This is a genomic window from Binatus soli (SeqCode), from assembly GCF_050015535.1.
Lineage (GTDB): Bacteria > Desulfobacterota > Binatia > Binatales > Binataceae > Binatus > Binatus soli.
On the sequence record NZ_JBEKBF010000004.1, the window covers coordinates 124,926 to 144,742 of the forward strand.

The 19,817-nt window shown below is 58.9% G+C and carries 16 protein-coding genes and 1 pseudogene; 12 read left to right on the forward strand and 5 right to left on the reverse strand.

Annotated elements, in window-relative coordinates; translation table 11 throughout:
• Positions 1-33: 33 nt before the first annotated feature.
• Entirely contained in the window at positions 34-528 is a 495-nt protein-coding gene (gene msrA, locus ABR989_RS04340) for a peptide-methionine (S)-S-oxide reductase MsrA (RefSeq protein WP_428125980.1), read from the reverse strand.
• A 250-nt stretch (positions 529-778) separates the two neighbouring features.
• Here msrA and modA point away from each other — a divergent pair, with 250 nt between their 5' ends.
• From modA to modC, 3 genes are read left to right on the forward strand one after another with little or no spacing between them, the layout of a single operon-like run.
• Positions 779-1,549: a molybdate ABC transporter substrate-binding protein gene (modA, locus tag ABR989_RS04345; RefSeq protein ID WP_428125982.1), complete on the forward strand. Its 771-nt coding sequence runs from the start codon at positions 779-781 to the stop codon at positions 1,547-1,549.
• Between the two features lie 6 nt (positions 1,550-1,555).
• Entirely contained in the window at positions 1,556-2,233 is a 678-nt protein-coding gene (modB, locus tag ABR989_RS04350) for a molybdate ABC transporter permease subunit (RefSeq protein WP_428125983.1), read from the forward strand.
• Between the two features lie 17 nt (positions 2,234-2,250).
• Positions 2,251-3,378, forward strand: a complete 1,128-nt coding sequence (gene modC, locus ABR989_RS04355; protein ID WP_428125984.1) for a molybdenum ABC transporter ATP-binding protein — start codon at positions 2,251-2,253, stop codon at positions 3,376-3,378.
• A 48-nt stretch (positions 3,379-3,426) separates the two neighbouring features.
• On the opposite strand, the gene ABR989_RS04360 is transcribed toward modC, so the two are convergent.
• Together ABR989_RS04360 and ABR989_RS04365 are read right to left on the reverse strand one after the other, a co-directional pair.
• Positions 3,427-5,811, reverse strand: a complete 2,385-nt coding sequence (locus tag ABR989_RS04360) for a S8 family serine peptidase (protein WP_428125985.1) — start codon at positions 5,809-5,811, stop codon at positions 3,427-3,429.
• 3 nt (positions 5,812-5,814) lie between these two features.
• Entirely contained in the window at positions 5,815-6,723 is a 909-nt protein-coding gene (locus ABR989_RS04365; protein WP_428125987.1) for an AAA family ATPase, read from the reverse strand.
• Between the two features lie 453 nt (positions 6,724-7,176).
• On the opposite strand from ABR989_RS04365, the gene ABR989_RS04370 reads away from it, so the two are divergent.
• The 3 genes from ABR989_RS04370 to ABR989_RS04380 all read left to right on the forward strand — a co-directional run bounded on the left by ABR989_RS04370 (position 7,177) and on the right by ABR989_RS04380 (position 10,880).
• Positions 7,177-7,545: a hypothetical protein gene (locus tag ABR989_RS04370; RefSeq protein WP_428125988.1), complete on the forward strand. Its 369-nt coding sequence runs from the start codon at positions 7,177-7,179 to the stop codon at positions 7,543-7,545.
• Positions 7,546-7,923: 378 nt separating this feature from the next.
• On the forward strand, positions 7,924-9,930 hold the full coding sequence (gene ftsH, locus ABR989_RS04375; protein ID WP_428125989.1) for an ATP-dependent zinc metalloprotease FtsH: 2,007 nt from the start codon (positions 7,924-7,926) through the stop codon (positions 9,928-9,930).
• An 83-nt stretch (positions 9,931-10,013) separates the two neighbouring features.
• Positions 10,014-10,880, forward strand: a complete 867-nt coding sequence (locus ABR989_RS04380) for a hypothetical protein (protein WP_428125990.1) — start codon at positions 10,014-10,016, stop codon at positions 10,878-10,880.
• Positions 10,881-10,957: 77 nt separating this feature from the next.
• Here the strand turns inward: ABR989_RS04380 and ABR989_RS04385 are convergent, their stop codons facing one another.
• On the reverse strand, positions 10,958-13,492 hold the full coding sequence (locus ABR989_RS04385) for an AMP-binding protein (protein ID WP_428125991.1): 2,535 nt from the start codon (positions 13,490-13,492) through the stop codon (positions 10,958-10,960).
• A 365-nt stretch (positions 13,493-13,857) separates the two neighbouring features.
• Between ABR989_RS04385 and ABR989_RS04390 the strand changes: the two genes are divergently transcribed.
• Positions 13,858-14,652 (forward strand): enoyl-CoA hydratase/isomerase family protein, encoded by a 795-nt coding sequence (locus ABR989_RS04390; RefSeq protein WP_428125992.1) that lies wholly within the window; start codon positions 13,858-13,860, stop codon positions 14,650-14,652.
• 14 nt (positions 14,653-14,666) lie between these two features.
• Positions 14,667-15,503 (forward strand): SDR family NAD(P)-dependent oxidoreductase, encoded by an 837-nt coding sequence (locus ABR989_RS04395; RefSeq protein ID WP_428125994.1) that lies wholly within the window; start codon positions 14,667-14,669, stop codon positions 15,501-15,503.
• Positions 15,504-15,633: 130 nt separating this feature from the next.
• Here the strand turns inward: ABR989_RS04395 and ABR989_RS04400 are convergent.
• A pseudogene (locus ABR989_RS04400) lies at positions 15,634-15,753 on the reverse strand (IS110 family transposase); the annotation flags it as partial.
• A gap of 438 nt (positions 15,754-16,191) precedes the next feature.
• Here ABR989_RS04400 and ABR989_RS04405 point away from each other — a divergent pair.
• The 4 genes from ABR989_RS04405 (at position 16,192) to ABR989_RS04420 (ending at position 19,664) form a co-directional block, all read left to right on the forward strand.
• Positions 16,192-16,905: a hypothetical protein gene (locus tag ABR989_RS04405; protein WP_428125996.1), complete on the forward strand. Its 714-nt coding sequence runs from the start codon at positions 16,192-16,194 to the stop codon at positions 16,903-16,905.
• Positions 16,906-17,200: 295 nt separating this feature from the next.
• Entirely contained in the window at positions 17,201-17,893 is a 693-nt protein-coding gene (locus tag ABR989_RS04410; RefSeq protein WP_428125997.1) for a PAS domain-containing protein, read from the forward strand.
• A gap of 631 nt (positions 17,894-18,524) precedes the next feature.
• Positions 18,525-19,067 carry a carboxypeptidase-like regulatory domain-containing protein gene (locus tag ABR989_RS04415; protein ID WP_428126078.1) on the forward strand — a complete coding sequence of 181 codons (543 nt, stop codon included), beginning with the start codon at positions 18,525-18,527 and terminating at the stop codon, positions 19,065-19,067.
• 156 nt (positions 19,068-19,223) lie between these two features.
• Positions 19,224-19,664, forward strand: a complete 441-nt coding sequence (locus tag ABR989_RS04420; protein WP_428125998.1) for a carboxypeptidase-like regulatory domain-containing protein — start codon at positions 19,224-19,226, stop codon at positions 19,662-19,664.
• The last annotated feature ends 153 nt before the right edge of the window (positions 19,665-19,817 follow it).

Genomic DNA, 19,817 nt, shown 5'->3' on the forward strand with positions numbered 1-19,817 from the left:
GAATCATCACCTCGGTCGCTTTGATCACCGCTGTCACCTTGCGTGTATTGCGCAACTCGGCGCGATACCCCTGCGCTCGTAATAGCGCTGATGATGATCCTCGGCGCGGTAAAACTCCGTGGCAGGCACGATCTGCGTGACAATCGGGCGCGCGAGTTTGCCGGATTCTTCGAGCCGGCGTTTCGATTCCTCGGCGGCCGCCCGCTCGTGGTCATCGGAATAAAAAATTATTGAGCGGTATTGAGTGCCGACGTCGGGTCCTTGCCGGTTGAGCGTGCTGGGGTCGTGAATCTGCCAGAAAACTTCCAACAGTTGCTCGTACGATACCCGCGCCGGGTCGTACTCCACCTGCACGACTTCGGCGTGTCCCGTCTTGCCGGTGCAAACCGCTCGATAGTCGGGCTTTGGAACGGTGCCGCCCGCGTATCCTACGACCGCATCGACGACGCCCTTGACCGCGCGAAAAGCCGATTCCACGCCCCAGAAGCATCCGGCGCCAAATGTCGCAATTTTGTTCATCTTGTCCATTTGTGTCCTTTCCCTACTTAACGATGAGAACCAGCACGAATCAATGCTCGCCCGGCCCCGGTGAAACCGCCGCCGCCACTGTGCGACCGTCCGGAGGTGTGCCATTATTCAAGCGGTGATGACAAGTATTATGGCGAACAGCATGCCTGGGAAATCGGGAAACTGGAGGCGATTCGTGAATCTAATCCTTGATGGCAAGCACGCGAAAGTCGTTTTGCGGGCGCTTTTCGCTCTCGCAACTATTCTTTGTATGCGGCTCCCTGCCGGGGCGGGCGCCGCGGAAATCAAAGTCGCCGCGGCGTCGGACCTGACGTTCGCGTTCAAGGACGTTGCCTCCCAATTTGAGAAGCAAACCGGGAGCAAGATTGAGCTCACCTATGGTTCATCCGGGAATTTTTTCGCCCAGATTCAAAATGGCGCGCCGTTTGATCTGTTCTTTTCCGCCGACGTTGGCTATCCGGAAAAGCTCGAAGCGGCGGGCCTGGCTGAACCCGGCACTATCTACGAATATGCGAGCGGAAAAATCGTGATGTGGGTTCCCAACGCGTCGAAGCTCGATTTAAGCCGCGGTCTTGCGGCGATCCTCGATCCGGGCATCCGAAAGATCGCGATCGCCAACCCGCAGCATGCGCCGTACGGGATCGCGGCGGTTGCGGCGATGCGCCACGCGGCGGTCTATGACAAGATCAAAAGCAAGCTCGTGCTCGGCGAAAATATCTCGCAGACCGCCCAGTTTGTTCAATCCGGCAACGCCGACGTCGGCATCCTCGCGCTCTCGCTCGCGCTCGCGCCGGCGATGAAGAACGCCGGACGATACGTCGAAATCCGGGCGACGGACTATCCGCCGATCATCCAAGCCGGCGTGATTCTGAAATCATCGCGCAACAAGGAACTGGCAGCCCAGTTTCTGAAATTCCTCAAGGAGCCCGGGACGGTAGCTCTGATGGAGCGATATGGTTTCTCGGTTCCGAAGGACGTAGCCGTGGGGCACAACGAAAGCAAAGTGGCCGCGCCGCGCTGACCTCCGATGGATTGGAGCGCGATTTTCCTCAGCCTGCGGCTCGCGCTGGTCGTTTGCGCAATTTTGCTGGTGGTCGGGACGCCCATCGCGTTGTGGCTCAGCTTCACGCGCTGGCGATGGAAATTTTTCGTCGAATCCATCGTCGCGCTGCCTCTGGTGCTTCCGCCGACCGTGCTCGGTTTTTATGTGCTGGTCGCGATGGGTTCGAACAGTCCGATCGGCCGCTGGTATCAATCTTTAACGGGGCACGGATTGCCGTTCACATTCGAAGGTCTGGCGATCGCGTCGGTCATCTACAGCCTGCCCTTTGCGGTCCAGCCGATGGCGGCGGCGTTCTCACAGGTGGATCGCAACTTGATCAGCGCGTCGTCGATACTCGGCGCCTCGCGGATTCGCACTTTCCTTCGCGTCGTGCTCCCGCTTTCGATCGGCGGGGTGGTCACCGGCTTCGTGCTGAGCTTCGCGCACACGCTCGGCGAGTTCGGCGTGGTGCTGATGGTGGGCGGCAACATCCCGGGCGTGACGCGCACGGTTTCGATCGCGATTTACGATCATGTGCAGGCGCTCGACTACGCCGGCGCCAATCACATGGCGCTTATCCTGATGGCGTTTTCGTTCGTCACGCTGTCGATCACGTATTCGCTCAACCGCCGAATCTGGGCGGTCTGGCCGATGCATCGCTAGCGGGCGGTGGCGAAACGATGGCATCGGGCAACAGTGCGATACGCGACGGGCGTCTGTCGGTCCGCATCGCGTATCGGCTCTCGAACAGCTTCGCGCTCGAGGCCGAGTTCGAGGCGTCGGCCGGCTTCACGATGATCCTTGGGCCGTCGGGCGGCGGAAAGACGACCATCCTGAATTGCATTGCGGGGTTGGCGCGGCCGGATGCCGGGCGGATATCTCTCGGTGCGCGAGTGCTCTTCGATTCGGCTGCGCGCATCGACATGCCGGTGGCGGAGCGTCGATTGGGATACGTGTTTCAAAATCTCGCGCTGTTTCCCCATCTGACGGTCGCGCAAAACGTCCAATACGGGATCGCGAAGGCGCCGGCCGCGGAGCGCCACGCGCGAATGATGACGATGCTCGAGTCGTTTCGAATCGCGCATCTGATCGCGCGCAAGCCCGGCGAGATTTCCGGCGGCGAGCGCCAACGCGTGGCGCTGGCGCGATCGCTCGTGACGAATCCGGCGGCGATCCTGCTCGACGAGCCGCTGGTCGCGCTGGACAACGCGACCCGGTCGAAGATTCTCGATGACCTGCGCGCCTGGAATGCGGCCCGCGAAATTCCAATCCTGTACGTCACGCATTCGCCCGAGGAGGCATTCGCGCTCGGCGAGCGGGTGTTAGTGCTCGAAGCGGGGCGCATCCTCGCCCAGGGGATGCCGCAAGACGTGCTCACGACGCCGCGCCATGAAACGATCGCGCAGGTAGTCGGCTTCGAAAATGTTTTCGACGCGACGGTGAGATCGATCGCGGAGACTCAGGGCACGATGCTGTGTCAGTTGGACGGGAGCGCGACTCGACTGGAAGTGCCGCTCGGCCGCGCGGAAGCGGGAGCGCGGGTGCGAATCGCGATTCGCGCCGGCGATATCATCGTAGCGGGCGAGCATCCGCACGGTCTAAGTGCGCGCAACGCTTTTCCGGGACGAGTCGAATCGATGCGCCGTCAAGGCGTGACGGTGATCGTGATGGTCGATGCGGGAGGCGCGACGTTCGAGGTTCATCTGACGCCGGGGGCGATCGATGCGTTGGGAATCGAAGATGGGAAGGAGGTCTGGCTGGTGATCAAGACCTACTCGTGCAATTTGGTCGAGCCGGCATTGCGGTAATCACCGTCATTTGTCGTTCATTTCGAGAAACGATTCGTAGAGAACGATTCACTGCCGAATCAGTACCGGAGTAGCAAGTGGAACGGACTGGATACTGAGTCTGGTCATTGTCTTCGCCATTGGCAATGCTTGCACATAGGCTTGAGGACTCGATGGTGATTCGAACTCATCAAAGAGTTCAAGGCTCAGGCCGATCTTCTGTTGGGGACTGAATGAAATGGCTGGATGATAGTCTGCCGTTTGAGAATACGACAATTCGAGAATGGCGGTATCGCTATCAAAACTAATTCCCCTTTCGGTAAATCGTTTCAGATCGAGATCGTACGTCCGGTCAATCATTGGGTAGCTGCGGTGATGAGATTGTGAACCACGAATGGCTTTAGAGGCTGCAGTAGGCTTTAGATGAATTGTAACCTGTCTGCAGGCCCAAAGGTCGTGAACGGCTTCGTGGACCGGTGAATCCCAAGCGCACAAAACCCTCAGGCGCGGAGCGGTTGCAGTCTTGAGCCACTCGCGCGGAATGGGCACCTGAACTCTAGCTATGTCGCCGACATTATTCAGAACTCCCTGCCAGATCATCACGGCGGTCTGGGTGGTGGGTCGTTGCAATCTTGCCGCGTTAGGCGTTCCTCGCCCAAGCGTGCGCTCTACTAGCTGCTTCACTTGAGGAGGATACGATCTCTTGACAGCTGTTAGTGCCAAAAATGCCTTCGCAGTCGCTGCAAAGGGACGAGCACCCGAAGGACAGAAGTTTTGTAGCTCTTGAAGTGCGAACGCGGCCTCACGGGCAACAAGCGGAGCAGCATGTGAAGTGCCGCATCTGTCTTCCCATAGCGCATCCGCCGTGCAGCCCCAGACTCCAAGAAATGGCTTCGCTTGATAACTCTCTGTTGTGTTGCCGCCGTGAGCCGAAAATCCAGGTATCGGGGCGTCACATATTCCTGGTCCGACTCGCGTAAAAGGGCTTGGCCATCCTACCTCCTTGACCAGGCCGTCCGGAGAAAGCCTTTCAACGGTCGAACCGCATGTGAGAGTATTGAATCCAGTCGCCCAGCTACCGAGAGCCCAGTTCGGATCTTGATAATTGTTTGGGTATGGGACCGACGGTATGAGTCCTGGTCTTGTATTTCCCGCCGCCACAACTACCAGCACGTCCCTCGCGAATACGAAATTGTCCAAGTCTTGGAGGAGAAGAAGCTTCTCCCGGCGTTCAACGTCGTTGAAAGACTGGAGGGGCGTGAAATCGCCCAGACTCAAATTGAATACTCGGACGTCAGGTGACGTGGCGATAACGGCTTCAAGAGCAGGAAGGATATCTTTGTCGAATATCCGATCAACGCTTTCGGCCACCATTACGTCTAAGAAGCCGCAGTTTCCTTGATCATCTGGGAAGTTACCATCGCTGCAGTCTACGTCGCCAAAAACTACTCGTGAGGCCACGAAAGAACCGTGATCGCCCAAATGCGGCGAGGGAGAATTCGGGCTCTGATATCCGCCAGGCCTGCGATAAGGCGTCAAAATCTTATGAGCAGTGGGCACTCCAGTGTCGACGACAGCCACACACGGCATTCGTTTAGAGTCAACTTGACCGCCACTCTTTTTCTGAACAGTTTGTCCTCTCGTTCTCGAACGAGGACCCGAGGAAACCGCGATCGGAGTAGAGAGTGGAGGGTGTAGCGATTGGACAGAGAAAAAATCGCTTGCCATCGATTGCAGAGACCTTCGTGCGACTTGGCCTCGCAGCCAGTGACGACCTGAGAAATCGTTTCCACTCCCGGTGAACGCCTCCCGATTCGCTTGGCTAAGCACGCTTGCCAATGCCCGCATAACGTCTTCAATCTCGGTTCGGGTGAGCATCGGCTGAAACTCGACTACTACGTCTGTCGGTAGCGCAGGCGATAGGCTCTTCAACCAGATCTCATCCACTCGAAGACCTGGCGGTATGGTAGAAAACGCATCGATTGTCGCCCATCGCGCCTGTTCTCGCAGCCCTTCATCGGCAAGCGATCGAGTGGTCGCAAGTAGCCGTTCCATACGGTCGGTGGGCGCATGAACGGTGGCAGATCCATTGTCATGGACGGAAATGAGGTCGAGTCCGAGACGTCTAAAAACTAACGAGTGTTCACCACCATAGTGCGTCAGTTCGCTGTACGTTCCGTCTGGGGCCTTCGTCTTGTTCTGGCTGAGCTTCGCGACGGCCTCGACGGGCTTTGCAAGCAAAAAGTAGCGACGGCGCTTCAAAGGGTCACGTGAAGCCTCAACCGCGTGGCGCGCTTCGCTTAGGGACTTGTTGATTCGGCGGCCTTTTGCGCCCCAATCTACGGATGCCAGTTTCGGCAAGGCACCGCCGCCAGCGCTTTCTCCATGGGCGAGTTCATGCTGCTCGTTGAGAAAGAAAGTTCGCGGAGCGGGTGCGTCCTGACCTTTAGGCACGTTTCAACTCGCAGAAATAACCACGGTTCTCTGCTCGTTTTCAATCGCCCTGACAGCGTCGGCAAAGGTCGATGACGCTGCTATAGCCCTACGGAGTGTTGGCGATGGAGCAACACCTCGGTCACGAGCATGAGACAAGGCGAACGATGTGAGCTGCGTACGTCCTGGTTTGGGAAACTCGACGACCAAGTCAAATCGGCGCCATAGCGCTTCGTCGAGACTTCCAGCCAAGTTCGACGCAGCAACTAAGAGCCCTTTCGGTTCTGAATGCTCCAACTCTTGCATTAGCGAAATGACTATTCGATCCAATTCTCCCACGTCCATGGGGTTACCCCGACGTTTGCCGAGCGCGTCGATTTCATCGATTAAGAGCACACATGCCGTGAACGATGCGAACTCGAATAGCTGCCGCAGCCTCTGTGCTGTCTGCCCCAGAAACGCGCCGACGATTGCATCAAACCGCAGCGTGTAAACAGGGAGCGCGAGTTCCCGACCGAGCGCTCTCGCCGTTAGACTTTTTCCGCAGCCCGGCGGACCGTAAAACAGGAGCTTGTTTCGCCGTCGAATACCCTTCCTTTCCAGCGCTTTGCGAGCCTTCCATTCGCGCACCACATCATCAAGTTCGCGACGCGCATGGGTGGTGAGCACCACTCGCTCGATTGGTTCCAAATTGGTTACTGCGATCAAAGCATTGATGATGCCACCAACCTGCATGGTTTCGCCCGACTGCGTATGCCAAATCCGGCCGCCGTTGCCGTTGGGTTGTAGAGAGCCTTGCAGCAGTTTGGCAACAGCGTGGTGCCCGTTGTTAGCCTCGGCGCGCGCCATCTCGAGCGCTATCGAGTGGGCAGCGGGCAAATCGTTGGAACCAATTGCAGAAAATAACTTCGCTAGAATCGACGCTTTTTGCATTTCGTCTTAAACTGCTCAGCCATGGAAAAATTCTGACTCGACCGCCGATTTCATACTCCATGAGATTCCGGATCGTTCACAGGTACTACCGGAAATGCGGGAGCTCAGCCAGTGTCGTCGGAGCTCGGGGACTCGGAGCACGATTCGAACCCACGACGCCAAGACGAGGAATCGTGTGATTTATCCATATGAGCTGAGGGCCTCCGCCAAGGGAGAGAGATTACGCCGATGCGCCTCGCGGACCAAGCGGTGCGCGCCGCGTGGCGCTGACGGAGGCGAACTTAGTTCGGAGTGAGACGGAAAAAGACCCGGGGTCCCTCCGCTTCGGTCGGGATGACGGAGGGAGCCGGGTCGCTGCGAGCGAGGTGGCGCGAAACCGCGGTGAACTGCTGGCGTCTTACATAGAGAGCGACTCGCGTTTATCATTATTGTTCGACAAGGAGCAAGAAGTACGTGCCCGAAGAATCAACCAGTACCCCGAGTCAGAATGACGACGCGCTGGGCCGGCTCGAGCGACGCATCGAAAGCCTCGAGTTCGTGGCGCAGCGGGAAAATCGATGGTGGCGAGGCGGCTTGATTGCGGCGCTCGTCCTGGTGGCGCTGTCGATCTTGATAGCCGGCCATCACCGGCATCACCACCCGCCGCCGATGATGGGAACGCGAGACTGCGAAGGGCCGCGCGTGATGCCCTATGGCCCACCTCCGCCGCCTTACTCGGGTTATGGTCCCGGCGGCGGCTACTACGGGCCTCCGGAGGGTTGGCGCTATCGCCAATGGAATGGTCCGGGCCCCGAGGCTCAGCCGCCTGCGCCCAAGGGCTGATTCTCACGAGGACCGCGGCCTCGCGACGCCGCGGTCCTTTCGCGCTTGGGCTTGCTTGACCTCGCGTTTGCGAGCGACACTGCTGAGGGTCGCGGGCAGAACCGGCGCATTGAACTGGCGCCGGTGCAGTAAGCGCACAACAGGGTGGGATACTCGCGAGCGCGCGGGCATCCCACCGTTTCGTCGAGGTTCTCCCATTTGACTTCCGTCTGAAGCGCGGGCACAAAGAACTCGAGGTCTACGTGATGTGCGAGTTTCCGTCGAGCGCGATCCTGGCGGATAAATTCGCCGAGAGGTTCGACGGTTTCTCGTAGGCACCTGCGGGCGCCGCTCGGCCTGGTTTTTGTGGAACGTTGCAAGGGGCGAAGGATGCGGCAAATGGCGCAGCAGGAAGGGAAGCCACAAAAGAGAATGACGGGGACGGGGCAGCCGCCGCTCCCGCGCGGCGTCCTGTTCTGGTGGCTGATGTCCCTGGCGGTGCTGATCTGGTACGTCGCCGGCATGTGGCCATGGTCGCAGTCCAAGGCTCCTATCCCCTATTCCTTGTTTCTCGCGCAGGTGCGGGAGAACAACGTCTCCCGGGTTCACATCACGGGAGACGTGATCAAGGGGGAATTTGTAAAACAGATCGTTTGGCCACCGGTCGAATCTCCGACAGAACCATCGTCGAAACCCGCGCAGCCGCCTTCTGCATCGCCACCGAGCATAAGCCCAAGCGCAGCGCCACAAGCCCCCACTGCATACAGCGAATTCAGCACGACCTTTCCCGCGACCGTCACCGACCCCGGCATGATGCCTCTGCTCATAGCGCACCATGTCGTCGTAGACGTGTCGTCGTCTTCACTTCCGTGGTTCGTCGAGATGCTGGTTACATGGGGGCCGCTGATACTTCTGCTCGGGTTCTTCTGGTGGATGAGCAACCGAGCCGCACGTAGTCAATCGGGTTTGTTCGGGTTTGGGCGCATGAGGGCCCAGCGCTACAGTAGCGAGCAGCCAAAGGTGACTTTCAATGACGTGGCAGGGGCGGACGAGGCCAAGTCCGAGCTTCAGGAGGAGGTCGATTTCCTGAGGCACCCCCAAAAGTACCACGACCTGGGGGCACGAATTCCCAGAGGTGTGCTGCTGGTCGGAGCGCCGGGAACCGGCAAGACTCTTATGGCACGCGCCGTAGCAGGCGAGGCTGGGGTCCCGTTTTTCAGCCTCAATGCATCCGAGTTCGTCGAGATGTTCGTCGGCGTAGGAGCGAGCCGTGTACGAGACTTGTTCCGGCAAGCCAAGGAGGCGGCGCCGGCGATCGTGTTCATCGACGAGTTGGATGCGGTCGGACGGCGACGCGGCGCCGGCCTGGGGGCAGTCAACGACGAACGCGAACAGACGCTCAACCAGCTTTTGGGCGAACTCGACGGTTTTGACGAGCGGCTCGAGGTCATCGTTCTCGCGGCGACCAATCGGCCGGACGTTCTCGATCCAGCGCTGCTGCGGCCGGGACGTTTCGATCGTCAGGTGGTGATTAGTCTTCCCGACAAAATAGGCCGCGAAGGTATCCTGCGCATCCACACAGGCAAGCTCCGACTCTCCGACGATGTGGATCTGTCCACTCTCGCGCGCAGCACCATAGGCATGAGCGGGGCGGACTTGGCGAACCTTTGCAACGAGGCGGCGCTTGCCGCGGCCAGACACGACCATAACGCTGTTACGATGGCGGATTTTGAAGAGAGTCAGGACCAGGTCCGGATGGGTGCGGCTCATCCGCAACTGGTGAATCCCGGCGAACGACGCGTGATTGCCTATCACGAGTGTGGACACGTGGTAGTTGCGTGGCTGACTCCGGCTGCGGATCCGGTGCACAAGGTGACAATCATACCCCACGGACAGGCTCTTGGGATGACGGAGCAGGTCCCGGGCGAAGACCGCCATAACCTGAGCCTCTCCTATCTGAAGGCGCGGCTGGCAGTGATGCTCGGCGGACGCACTGCGGAGGAGATCGTCTTCGGCGAGGTAACCACCGGCGCGGAGAATGACCTGGTGGAAGCCACGCGTTTGGCCCGCCGCATGGTGACCCGTTGGGGGATGAGCAAGCTCGGACTCGCGGCTTTCAAGACCGACGAGCAGCAGCCTTTCCTGGGATACGAGATCTCGCAGGGACGCGATTACAGCGAAGCGACCGCGGCCCGAATAGACCAGGAGGTCGCGCGTCTGCTCGAGGAGGGCCACGAAGGCGTCCGCCGTTGCTTGACCGATTCCAGGGAGAAGCTGGATCGGCTCGTTGATGCGCTTCTGCAGGAGGAGACCGTTAGTTCCGACGAGTTGAATCGCATCCTTGGTCCGCGTCCGGACTCAGGATCGGAACAGACGGATGGGATTATCGCAGGTTCACGAAAATAATTCCCAAACTTACCGTTCGAGGTCTAACTCCCCACGAGAGCCGACGAACGACGAACGACATGACCGCGAATGTCAGAAAAGTATTGAGCAGGCTCGACTGGATGCGCGAACAACGCATCTGGCCCAATGGAATGCGATACCTATGGACCGACGCTTTCGGCGTCGTTCTGTTGGTTTCGCTCTACCACAAACTGGGGCAGAGCAAGTTCCTGGACGAAGCTCAGCGGGTGGTCGCAGACGTCGAGCGTGTGCTGGGACGCCGGCGCGGTTTCCGAATCGGCGAAGCCGCGGATCGGGACGGTCAATACTTTCACTATCTGGCGATGTGGGCTTTCGCGCTATCACGACTGGGCAAGATAGTTCCCGAATATCGCACGAAAGCGATCCGACTGGTGAAGGACATCCATCCCGCTTTCGTGATTCCGGGTCGGGGCATGCACTGGAAAATGCTCGAAGACTTGAGCGGACCATATCCAGGTTTCGGACCAGGCTCGCTCGATCCATTCCATGGATACATTGTTTACCGGCTGCTTGATGAAGATGCGCTTGCAGACGAGATCCGGCAGATGAAAACCATCGTCGAACGAAGCTACGAAAACCTGGTCATCACTCAAGACCTCGGTCTTGGAATGATGCTATGGATGACGTGCTTCTTTCCTGAGGAAGAATGGGCACGCGTTCAGCGCGAGCGGAGTCTCGCGATACTTGACCGGATGTGGATCGAACCGCCCGGCTACTTCTGCCGCGAGCCGGGAGCGCATTCGGTGAAATTTGCCTTCACTAACTTCGGCGTCTCTGTCGGCCTGCAGGCCGCTGAGGCGTGGCCGGAGCGCGTCGCGCGATTGAACTCATTTTTCGAAACGTACCGATCGGGAGACGAATACGATACGGATGCGATCACGCACGTCATGGCGTGTGTGTCATCTTTCGCGGGCGAGTTCATACCATAGCGCACTACGGCCATCGAGACCTCCGCCACGGCGACTAGATCGCGAAAGCGGCGCGTGAGGGCTTTGGCGGCCTGCTTTCACAGCACGCGGACGGCCTCTTCGATTCGTCTTGCGAGGGCGGTGTAGTCCTCGCCCTCCAGATGGAGCGGTGCGCCGAATGCAACCGATGCAGGGCCAGGATGGATCATCGAGGCGCCGCGAGGGAGGATGCGGTCGAGGCCGCGCAGCCGCACTGGAATCACCGGCAGGCGCAGCCGCGCTGCCAGCATCGCCGCTCCCGGCTGGAACGCTTCGATCTCGCCGGTCACCGAGAGCCCGCCTTCCGGGAAAATCAGGATGGACCAGTTGTCGCTGACCAGCTCACCGATATGACGCAGCGTCTGACGGGTGTCCGCCTCCTGCTGCGAAAGCGGAAATCCGTTGAAGAACATCGCGGCGACGAAGTAGCTCGTGCTGGCGACGAATCGGCGCCATCTCGAATACCGCTCGGGATGGAAATGCGCGTCGAAGAATTCCTTGAGCATCGCGGGCGCGACGCGGTAGCGCCAGCGCGCAGGCAGCGCCGTGAAGATCACCGGAACATCGAGGTAGCTCTGGTGATTGGCGGCGAAGATCACCGGCGCCTCGATCGATTCGAGGTGTTTCAGCCCTGTGACCGTGAGCTTGATTAAGAGCCGGGTCATCGGAATCGCGAATCCGGCCAGCCCGGCCCGCCGTATCGCGCGTGCGGCCACGCTGCAGTTCCAGGTGTTCGCCTCGAAGGATTCCTCGGGCAGGGCCGCTGGCGCGTGCAGCATCTTCGCGAGATCCGCGACTTTGTAAGCGCCTGTGAAAACGGCCTCATCGATGGTGGCGTTGAACTGCTGCTCGAGTTCGACGAGCAGTTCGACGCGCTCGAGCGAGCTTAGCCCCAGCTGATCGAGAGTGGTCTCGGGTGTGATTGCGCGATCGGGCGCATATCTCGCGATCAGTTTGCCCAACTCGTCGGCCGGTTTGGCGGCGCCAGCCGGCGCGCCGGCGTCGACCCATTTCTGGATCGCGCTGCGCTTGAGTTTGCCGGTTCCCTCGACACGCGGAAGGTCACCGGCGGTCCATACCGAAGCGGCTTGTATTCTCTGATGCGCTTCGAGTCGCGCGTTGGCGAGACCGACCACCTGTTCCTTGTCGGCGCCGGGTTCAAGCACGAGCACGGCGTGAACATGATCCTTGCCGACCACCGCGCAATCGCGCACTCCCGCAACTGCGTTGATGACGAGTTCGACGTCCTCGGGAAAAATCTTCAGGCCTGCGGACGTGACGATCATTTCCTTCTTGCGTCCGCGGACGAACAAATAGCCGGCGTCGAGCTTGCCGATGTCTCCGGTGTGGAACCATCCGTTCTCGAACACTTTCATGCTTTCGGAAGGCGCGTTGAAGTAGCCGGGAGTGACTGTGTCGCCGCGCACCAGGATTTCTCCGTCCGGAGCGATTTTGACTTCAACGCCGGACATTGGTTGCCCCGCGCTCCCAATGGGATGCCCGTGAAACGGATGGCTGAAGCTGATGACCGGTGCAGTTTCGGTGAGACCGTATCCCTGCACGACAAGGAAGCCCATGCGCGACCAGAACTCCTCGAGGGCAGGTTCGAGTGGGGCGCCGCCGACTACAACGCCCCAGAACTTGAGGCCGAACATGCGATGCACGCGCCTATAGCGCCACCATCGCGCCAGCCAATGCGAGTTGGTGGGAGGGGCCGCGGCAGTTTCCGGAAACTTGTGCACCACGTACTGGCGCATCACTTCGAGCATCTTGGGAACGCAGACCAGGAACGAGACGCGGCGGCGGCGAATCTGTCGCACAATATCCTGCGGACTGTAGACGCGCATTAGAACCGCCACTCCGGGCAGCATCGGCGGGAAAAACATCGCCAGTAGCTGCCCGAACATGTGGCTCAGCGGAAGCAGGTTCAAGAAGCCCAACGGAAACATCGGGCGCACGTAGCCGCGATACTTCATCACCTCGCGCTGAATCGGCTCGAGATCGGCCGCGAGGTTGCGATGGGTTATCACCACGCCCTTGGGAGCCGCGGTCGAACCCGAGGTGAAGACCAACTCGGCGGTATCGTCGGGAGAAATCTCCACAGCGGGCGCGGGCGAGGCTGCGTGCAGATCTACTTCGCACAGCCGCCAGCATGGGATGTCCAATCCGTTTGCGGGGAGACGGACGTCATCGCCGATCAGCATCAGCCGCGCGTGCACCACCTGCTGCATGTTGCACATCACCTCGGCGGAGGAGCGGTAGTCGATCGGAACTACGATGCTTCCGTTGAGCAGGCAGCCCCAGAACGCGGCGATCCATTCGGGACGAGACTCGGACCAGATGAGAACTTTGTCGCCTTTGCCGATGGACTCGCGCCGCAGCCGCTCAGCGAAGGCGCGGCTGGCCCCTGCGATCTCGTCGTAACGATAGCTCCAGCTCCGGTATCCGTCGTAGTAAACGACGCACTCGGAGCGAATGTCGGCAAATTGGCGGAACAGGTCGAGCAGTGTGCGAATGCCCGCGCTCGATGAAGGCTTAGCTGGCTCATCCGCCACGCGAGTAGGCAGCAGAGTCGGAGCGGCATCGTCGGACATCGTACTTAATCCTGATCAGGAAAGAGGCATTTCCTGTGCGGCAAAGATCGACCCGATCCGAACAGTATAATACCTGCCGACAGTTGATTCAGCGAATTCGATTCCAAGCATCAACAATTCGCCGTGGATCCGCGGTGGACCGGCCACGCGGCGCCGCCCCTCCGGCGCTGTTCGGCTGTCTGTCTGTTCCTGACGGCGGGTGATAGAAGATTTGCCAGCCTCTAACCTGGGTACAGCAATGCAATGCTCGAAGTGCGGGACCGAAAGCACGACAGGTAGGAAGGCTTCGACACCGCCGATCTGAAGGACGCCAAGGCGCTGCTCGACGAATTGAGCACGTGAGCGACCAGAGCGAGGAGTAACCAATGCAGCAGGTAAAAATGGTAAAGGACCAGGGAATCGCTTTGGTGACGATCGGCACTCCCAAGTCGATCTATCTAACGGCGCAGACCGGGGAAGAACTCGACGCGGTCACGCGCGAGATTGAATCTGACCAGAGCGTCCGCGCCGCGGTCTTCACCGGCGGGTCGCCTGGGGTTTTCATCCAGCACTACTCGGTCCAGGAACTGGTAGCGATCGCCGAGCAACTGCGCGCTAGTGGGGCCAGGTTCGACGAACGCAGCGAGCCACAGAGCTTTTCACTCGATAGAGCCTGCGACCGCGTCGAGACGATGCCCAAGCCGACCATTGCCGCGATCAATGGCAACTGCATGGGTGGCGGGCTCGAATTCGCGCTCTGCTGCGATATCCGCATCGTCGAAGACGGCCCATATCAGCTGGGGCTCCCGGAAGTGACCGTTGGTATCTTGCCGGGCGGGGGAGGCACGCAGCGACTGCCGCGCATAGTCGGCACCGCACAGGCGCTGGAGTTCATGCTGCTCGGGCGACGATTCACCCCACGCGAAGCGGCCGCCTTTGGTCTGGTGAATGAAATGGCGCAGGGCAAGGCCCTGGAACGGGCGATGGAAGTGGCGAGTCAGCTCGCGAGCCAGTCTCCGCGCGCGATGGCCCACATCAAGCGCCTGGCGCGATCGGCGATGCAGACGCCGCTGGCCGAGGGCCTTAAGCTCGAGCGCAACCTCTTCATGGATCTGATGACGACCGACTGGGCGATCGACGCGATGAAGGCGTATGTCAGGAGCCTCGGAGAGCAAAAGTGAGAGGAGACACCACGATGGGCAGACTCGATGGCAAAGTCGCAGTGATCACCGGCGCGGCGAGTGGAATCGGCCGCGGCACGGCGATTCGGTTCGCGGGCGAAGGCGCCGCGGTAGTGATAGCCGATTTGAACGTCGAAGGCGGTGAAGCCGCGGTTCGCGATTGCAAGGAGAACGGCGGCCGCGCGGTCTTTCAGAAGACCGACGTTTCAGCAGAGGCGGACGTCAAGGCGGCGGTCGCTCGCGCGGTCAAGGAATTCGGCCGTCTCGACATCATGTATAACAATGCCGGCCTTGGCGGCGCGGTCGGGCCGATCGACGAGACCACGGTCGAGAATTGGGACAAGAGCCTGGCGATTTTGCTGCGCTCGGTTTTCCTCGGAATGAAGTTCGCGATTCCCGAGATGCGCAAGGTTGGCGGCGGATCGATAATCTCGACCGCGTCGGTCGCGGGTCTTCGCGGCGGCGCGGGGCCGCACGCCTATAGTGCGGCGAAGGCGGCGGTCATTAATCTGACGCGCTCGGTCGCCCTTGAGGTCGGCAAAGATCGGATTCGCGTCAACTGTATCTGTCCGGGTGGGATCAATACTCCGCTGATAAATACGCGCCTGCCTGGAGGTGAGCAGGTGGCGGAGCAGTTCCTCGCGCTGATCCAGCCGATTCCGCGCGCCGGGCATCCGCATGACATCGCGGCGATGGCGCTGTTTCTGGCCAGTGACGATTCCGAATGGGTAACCGGTACCGCTATGGTCGTCGATGGGGGTTTGACCGCAGGCGGCGCAGTATTCGGACAGAATCGCGGTCCGGAGCCGGTCATCCCGGGGAACTTCGCGGGCCCATCGTTCGAGAAGTAACGATTCCCGCAGGGAAAGATGCGCTTTTAAGTAATGGGGGAAGTGAAACGTGCTCGGTATCGTGGAACACGCAGACCGCCCGCCGAGCATTCCGCCCACCTGACTTTTTGTAAGTAAACTCTCTCGGATTGAACTCCAGCACCTGCGCGCGCCGCAGTTGCTTGCGCACCACCAGCTTGCCCCGCCCATCGGCGCAACTCACCGCTAACACGCTCTTTGCCAGATCGATCCCAATCGTTGTAACTTCCATCGCGGACCCTCCTCGCTTCGAATGAATGCTTAATCACCTCATTCTTGGCCCATTGCGAGGCCATATATAAGCGGGCGGGGGTCCATCCCATCATTCTGAGCGAAAGCTGCTGTAGCTAAGAATCTCGACGGACGTTTCGGTGCCACTCAGCGACACAATGTTGACGCTCTATCTCTCATAATGAACGAGGCCATGAAATACCTGCGCACAATAGATAGGCGCAACACTAAATTGATTATCGCATTCCGGCATTTCCTGTATCGGCATATCAATTGCAATACCCCAACACCGACGACGTTGTGAAACGACATTCGCCGTCGAGGGGGGTACTCACCTGCGATGAAGCTTCGCACCAGAGCGCTAGGGGAAAGGCACCATCGAGAGAGGATGTGCAGCGCCGTGTTACAACCAAGAACCGGATCAAACGCCGCGAAAGCGATGATTCACACTCTCAACAACCGGACCGTGCTCATGGCGCTGGTGCTGGGAGCGATTCTGGTCGAGTGTTCGGCATGTACGTTTATCGGCATCGATCAGCCGGCGACGCGCGAGGCGATGGATTGGGGACCGTCCGAGACGATTCCCACCTGTGTCTATCTCGATCACAACGTCAACAGGGGCCGCGCGAACGAACTGATCTCCGGCTGGAATGATAACGAGGGCGACTGGTTCAAACTGAGATTCCAGCCAGTCTCTTACGAGGAACTCGACCGGGACGCTTCGGACCTGTTCTACTATCAGATTGCGAATCAGCTCGAGGCAGTCCCCAAGCCAGACAGGTGCGCGAAGCAGGTCTGGTTCGTGAATCGTAACTTGTTCGACGCTGCTTACGGCCTCGGTTCTGTTTCTGTGGGGTTGCCGGAAGTCCTTGGATGGACCGATGATGAAACACGCTCGAAAGTCTTCACGTATGCAGATGCCGCGACTGTCAATCAGCTTTTCATGTGGCCGTCGATGGTGACGCGGCACGAGCTGTATCACACCCTCGGATGCGATCATTTTTTCATGACCGAATGCTACCAACGCATCCAGAACTTCAAGCGCACTTGGGAGTACGCGTTTAGAGACGACAAACCTGAGCCACGGCAAGTCGCGATTCGTACTCCGGGGCCCAATGGGTCGAAGCCCGCAGGCGACGCACCAGCCGATTAGCGGATGCGCCGCCGTCCCTCCTTCGTGATGGCCTTCTGGGAGCAATCCGAAACTGTTTCCGCTCTAAACACGCATTAATCTGGTCAGCAACGTTTCTGATGTGAGGCTGGATGACAGAATGTCATCTGATGACATAATGTCATCTTATGTGCATTTCTGGTTACCAGAGGAACCGATTTAGAACCAACGGCGTAGTGCATCATACCGCCAGATATGAGAAAAAAATATGCCATGACAACGTTTGGCCTTGATCGATGCTTGAGGTCATTGCTAGACTTCAAGAGGGGGTGTTCCCGTGGTTAATGAAACTCCTGTCGTAAAAGAAATTCTTCGGCATATTGGAGAGCAGACAATTGAACTCCCTTCAGCGGAGGAGCTTGACCGGCTCGGCACGAATGGAATGCTAGCATTGATTCATGACGCAATCGGTCACCTCGTCACTCCGGTTGGCAGCCTTCGCAAGGCGATGCCTATTATCCAGGAAGCCGCGCAGGCGTTGATTGAACAAAAGATGCTTTTGAAGGAAGTGTTGACGATACGGGAACGTCCGAACTGGGAGCACCTCGGCGCTTGTAAGCCCGAGGAGGTTTCCTCGCTCCCCCATTCGGTTCTCAAGCCCGATATGCGCTTTGTTTCAGTCAGTGCGTCCTACTGTGATTTGTTTGAATTCACCGCGGCCGAATTCCGGGGTATAAGTTTCATCAACCTTCTTCATCCATCGGAAGTAATGCGATTTTCCAGAACCGTCAAACCGTTGCTAAAAGGCACGGCCGAGTCATGCGAGATCGTTCAGTGGAGAGTTGCAGGTAGCCCCCACTTCGTGCACACGAAAGATACCCTGTGGAGGGTTGGTACGTGCCACTCGGGAGGGCCCCAATATATTGCTACAGTCTCTGAGCGAGTACCTGACCAAGACGACGCGGCGAAACTCGCCGAGCGCGCCAAGTTGAAAATTCATGGACATACACCAGAGCAGCAACGAGAGTAAGCAGAACTTTCAAGACTCATCCGGAATTTCCATTTCCAATCCTTAATCGGATTAGCGCCGACGCCGGGCCTTTCGAAAATGCGAAGTTCGAGCCCGCTTTTAAGTCTGGCCTGCACCCCGATTTACCAGCAGTTATAAGCGGAGGCAGTTGAGGCTCGCCCGTGACTTCAGTCGGGATCGCGCGACGAGCAGGAGCGTGGCCCCGAACCCTGACATCGGAGTTTCAGCATCGCAGCCGACCGGCCCGCGTCCCCGGACGAGGTTTTCGGTCGCGACGCCATCTTCGGACTACCCACCAGGCAGTCCGGTTACCTGACTTTTTGTAACGAAACCTTCCCGGATTGACGAAAATGAGCTACAGACCATCAAAAGAGTGCCATTGACACTGAATTTGCTCTAGGGTAACTTTTTTAGGTCGGTAAACCGAAATGGAAGCGGTGAGGTTGGTTGAAGCGCAATTTAGCTCGCTTTAGCTATTCAGGTTGGGGTGTCAGAGGAGATCAAAGAACAGCCCACCGTTTTCGAGACGGAAAGGGATGGCGGACGCGTGTTCTGAATCACCGGGCGGGCGACATTTGGAAAAATGATCGACGATGCTCGCGTGGCGCCAGACCGCTTAAGGAGCGCACTGATGAATAAATCATATATTGGACCTTCTTTGCTAACTTTTCTTTGCCTTGCTCTTACGCCGGCCGCTTTCTGTTCCGACATCACAGGCAAAGTGCTCGGGCCCCAAGGTCCAATGACTGGAGCTCAAATTACAGTCACGAACTCGAACGGAAATGTTGTTGGCCAAGGGACGACCAACGCGTTGGGCCGGTACTGCATTACCGGACTCCGGCCGGGCAATTACAAGACCTCGGTGAATCCTCCGGCAGGCACATCGTTCAAACCAGGAACGGTCAACGACAAGGTACCTGCGGAAGGTGAGACGGAAGACTGGTCATTATCATACACTCAGGTCGCAGCTGCTTCGAATCCTCTCTGGATGGTATCGGCAAATCCGCCGGGCGCATGCGGCGGGGCGTATTTTGGAGGTATTCCCGACCTTTATATTGCGGGAGGCGCGCTGGGGGCCGCTACGGGTGGCGGATTCGGTGTGTGTGTCGCTTTGGGCTGTTTTGGCGGAGGCGGCGGCGGCGGCCCCTCCCCGGTGGTCAGTTCGTCCAGATAGGTCTCTCTTGGTTTCGTTTCTCGTTTCGTCCACCGATCAGGCTGAATTGAAATGGCATGATTAGCCTCGGGCGAACTCGGGCCCTGCGCCATGGCGCACAAGGTTTCGGCGATCGGACGCGCGCCGTCCTGAACAGGATAGTGAACGAAAAAGAGGATGAGAAAGAGACGTCTTTTGACGACGGGCCTTGTTGCGCTGGGGTTGCTTATGTTCGCGGTGCAGGCCCGATCGGCCGAAATCGCCGGGTTAGTCACCGACATTCAGAATCACCCAGTAACCTCGGCGGATGTCAGCGTCAAGGACCAGGCGGGCAACGTTGTTGGCAAGGCGGATGCCGACACTAACGGGCACTACTCGATCGGAGGGATTGCGACCGGCGAATACAGCATCTCCCTGACCTTGCCCGGGACCAAGTACCAGGGCCAGACGATCGAGACCGGCGTGCCGCCGGAAGGGCTTTGCCTTTACTGGATGGTCTCGCAAAGCGCCAGCGCTCTCGCGACCGGTCGTCCAGGCGCGAGAGCCGGAACCTGTACGCCGGTGAGCGCGGCGGCCGGCGGCGCCACAGGGGGATCGGTTCCAGCACCGTCACCCTAACAACTTCTTTGGTTGAGTTAATATCGTAACCCATTTGCAAAAGGGCCTCAGGCGACTTGCTTGAGTGCGGGGGGATCAGTGTGGTTTTACAAAGAGGTTCGACCCATGCGCAGCGCTGAGAAAACACTATCAACAACGGGTCCGCTCAGTTTG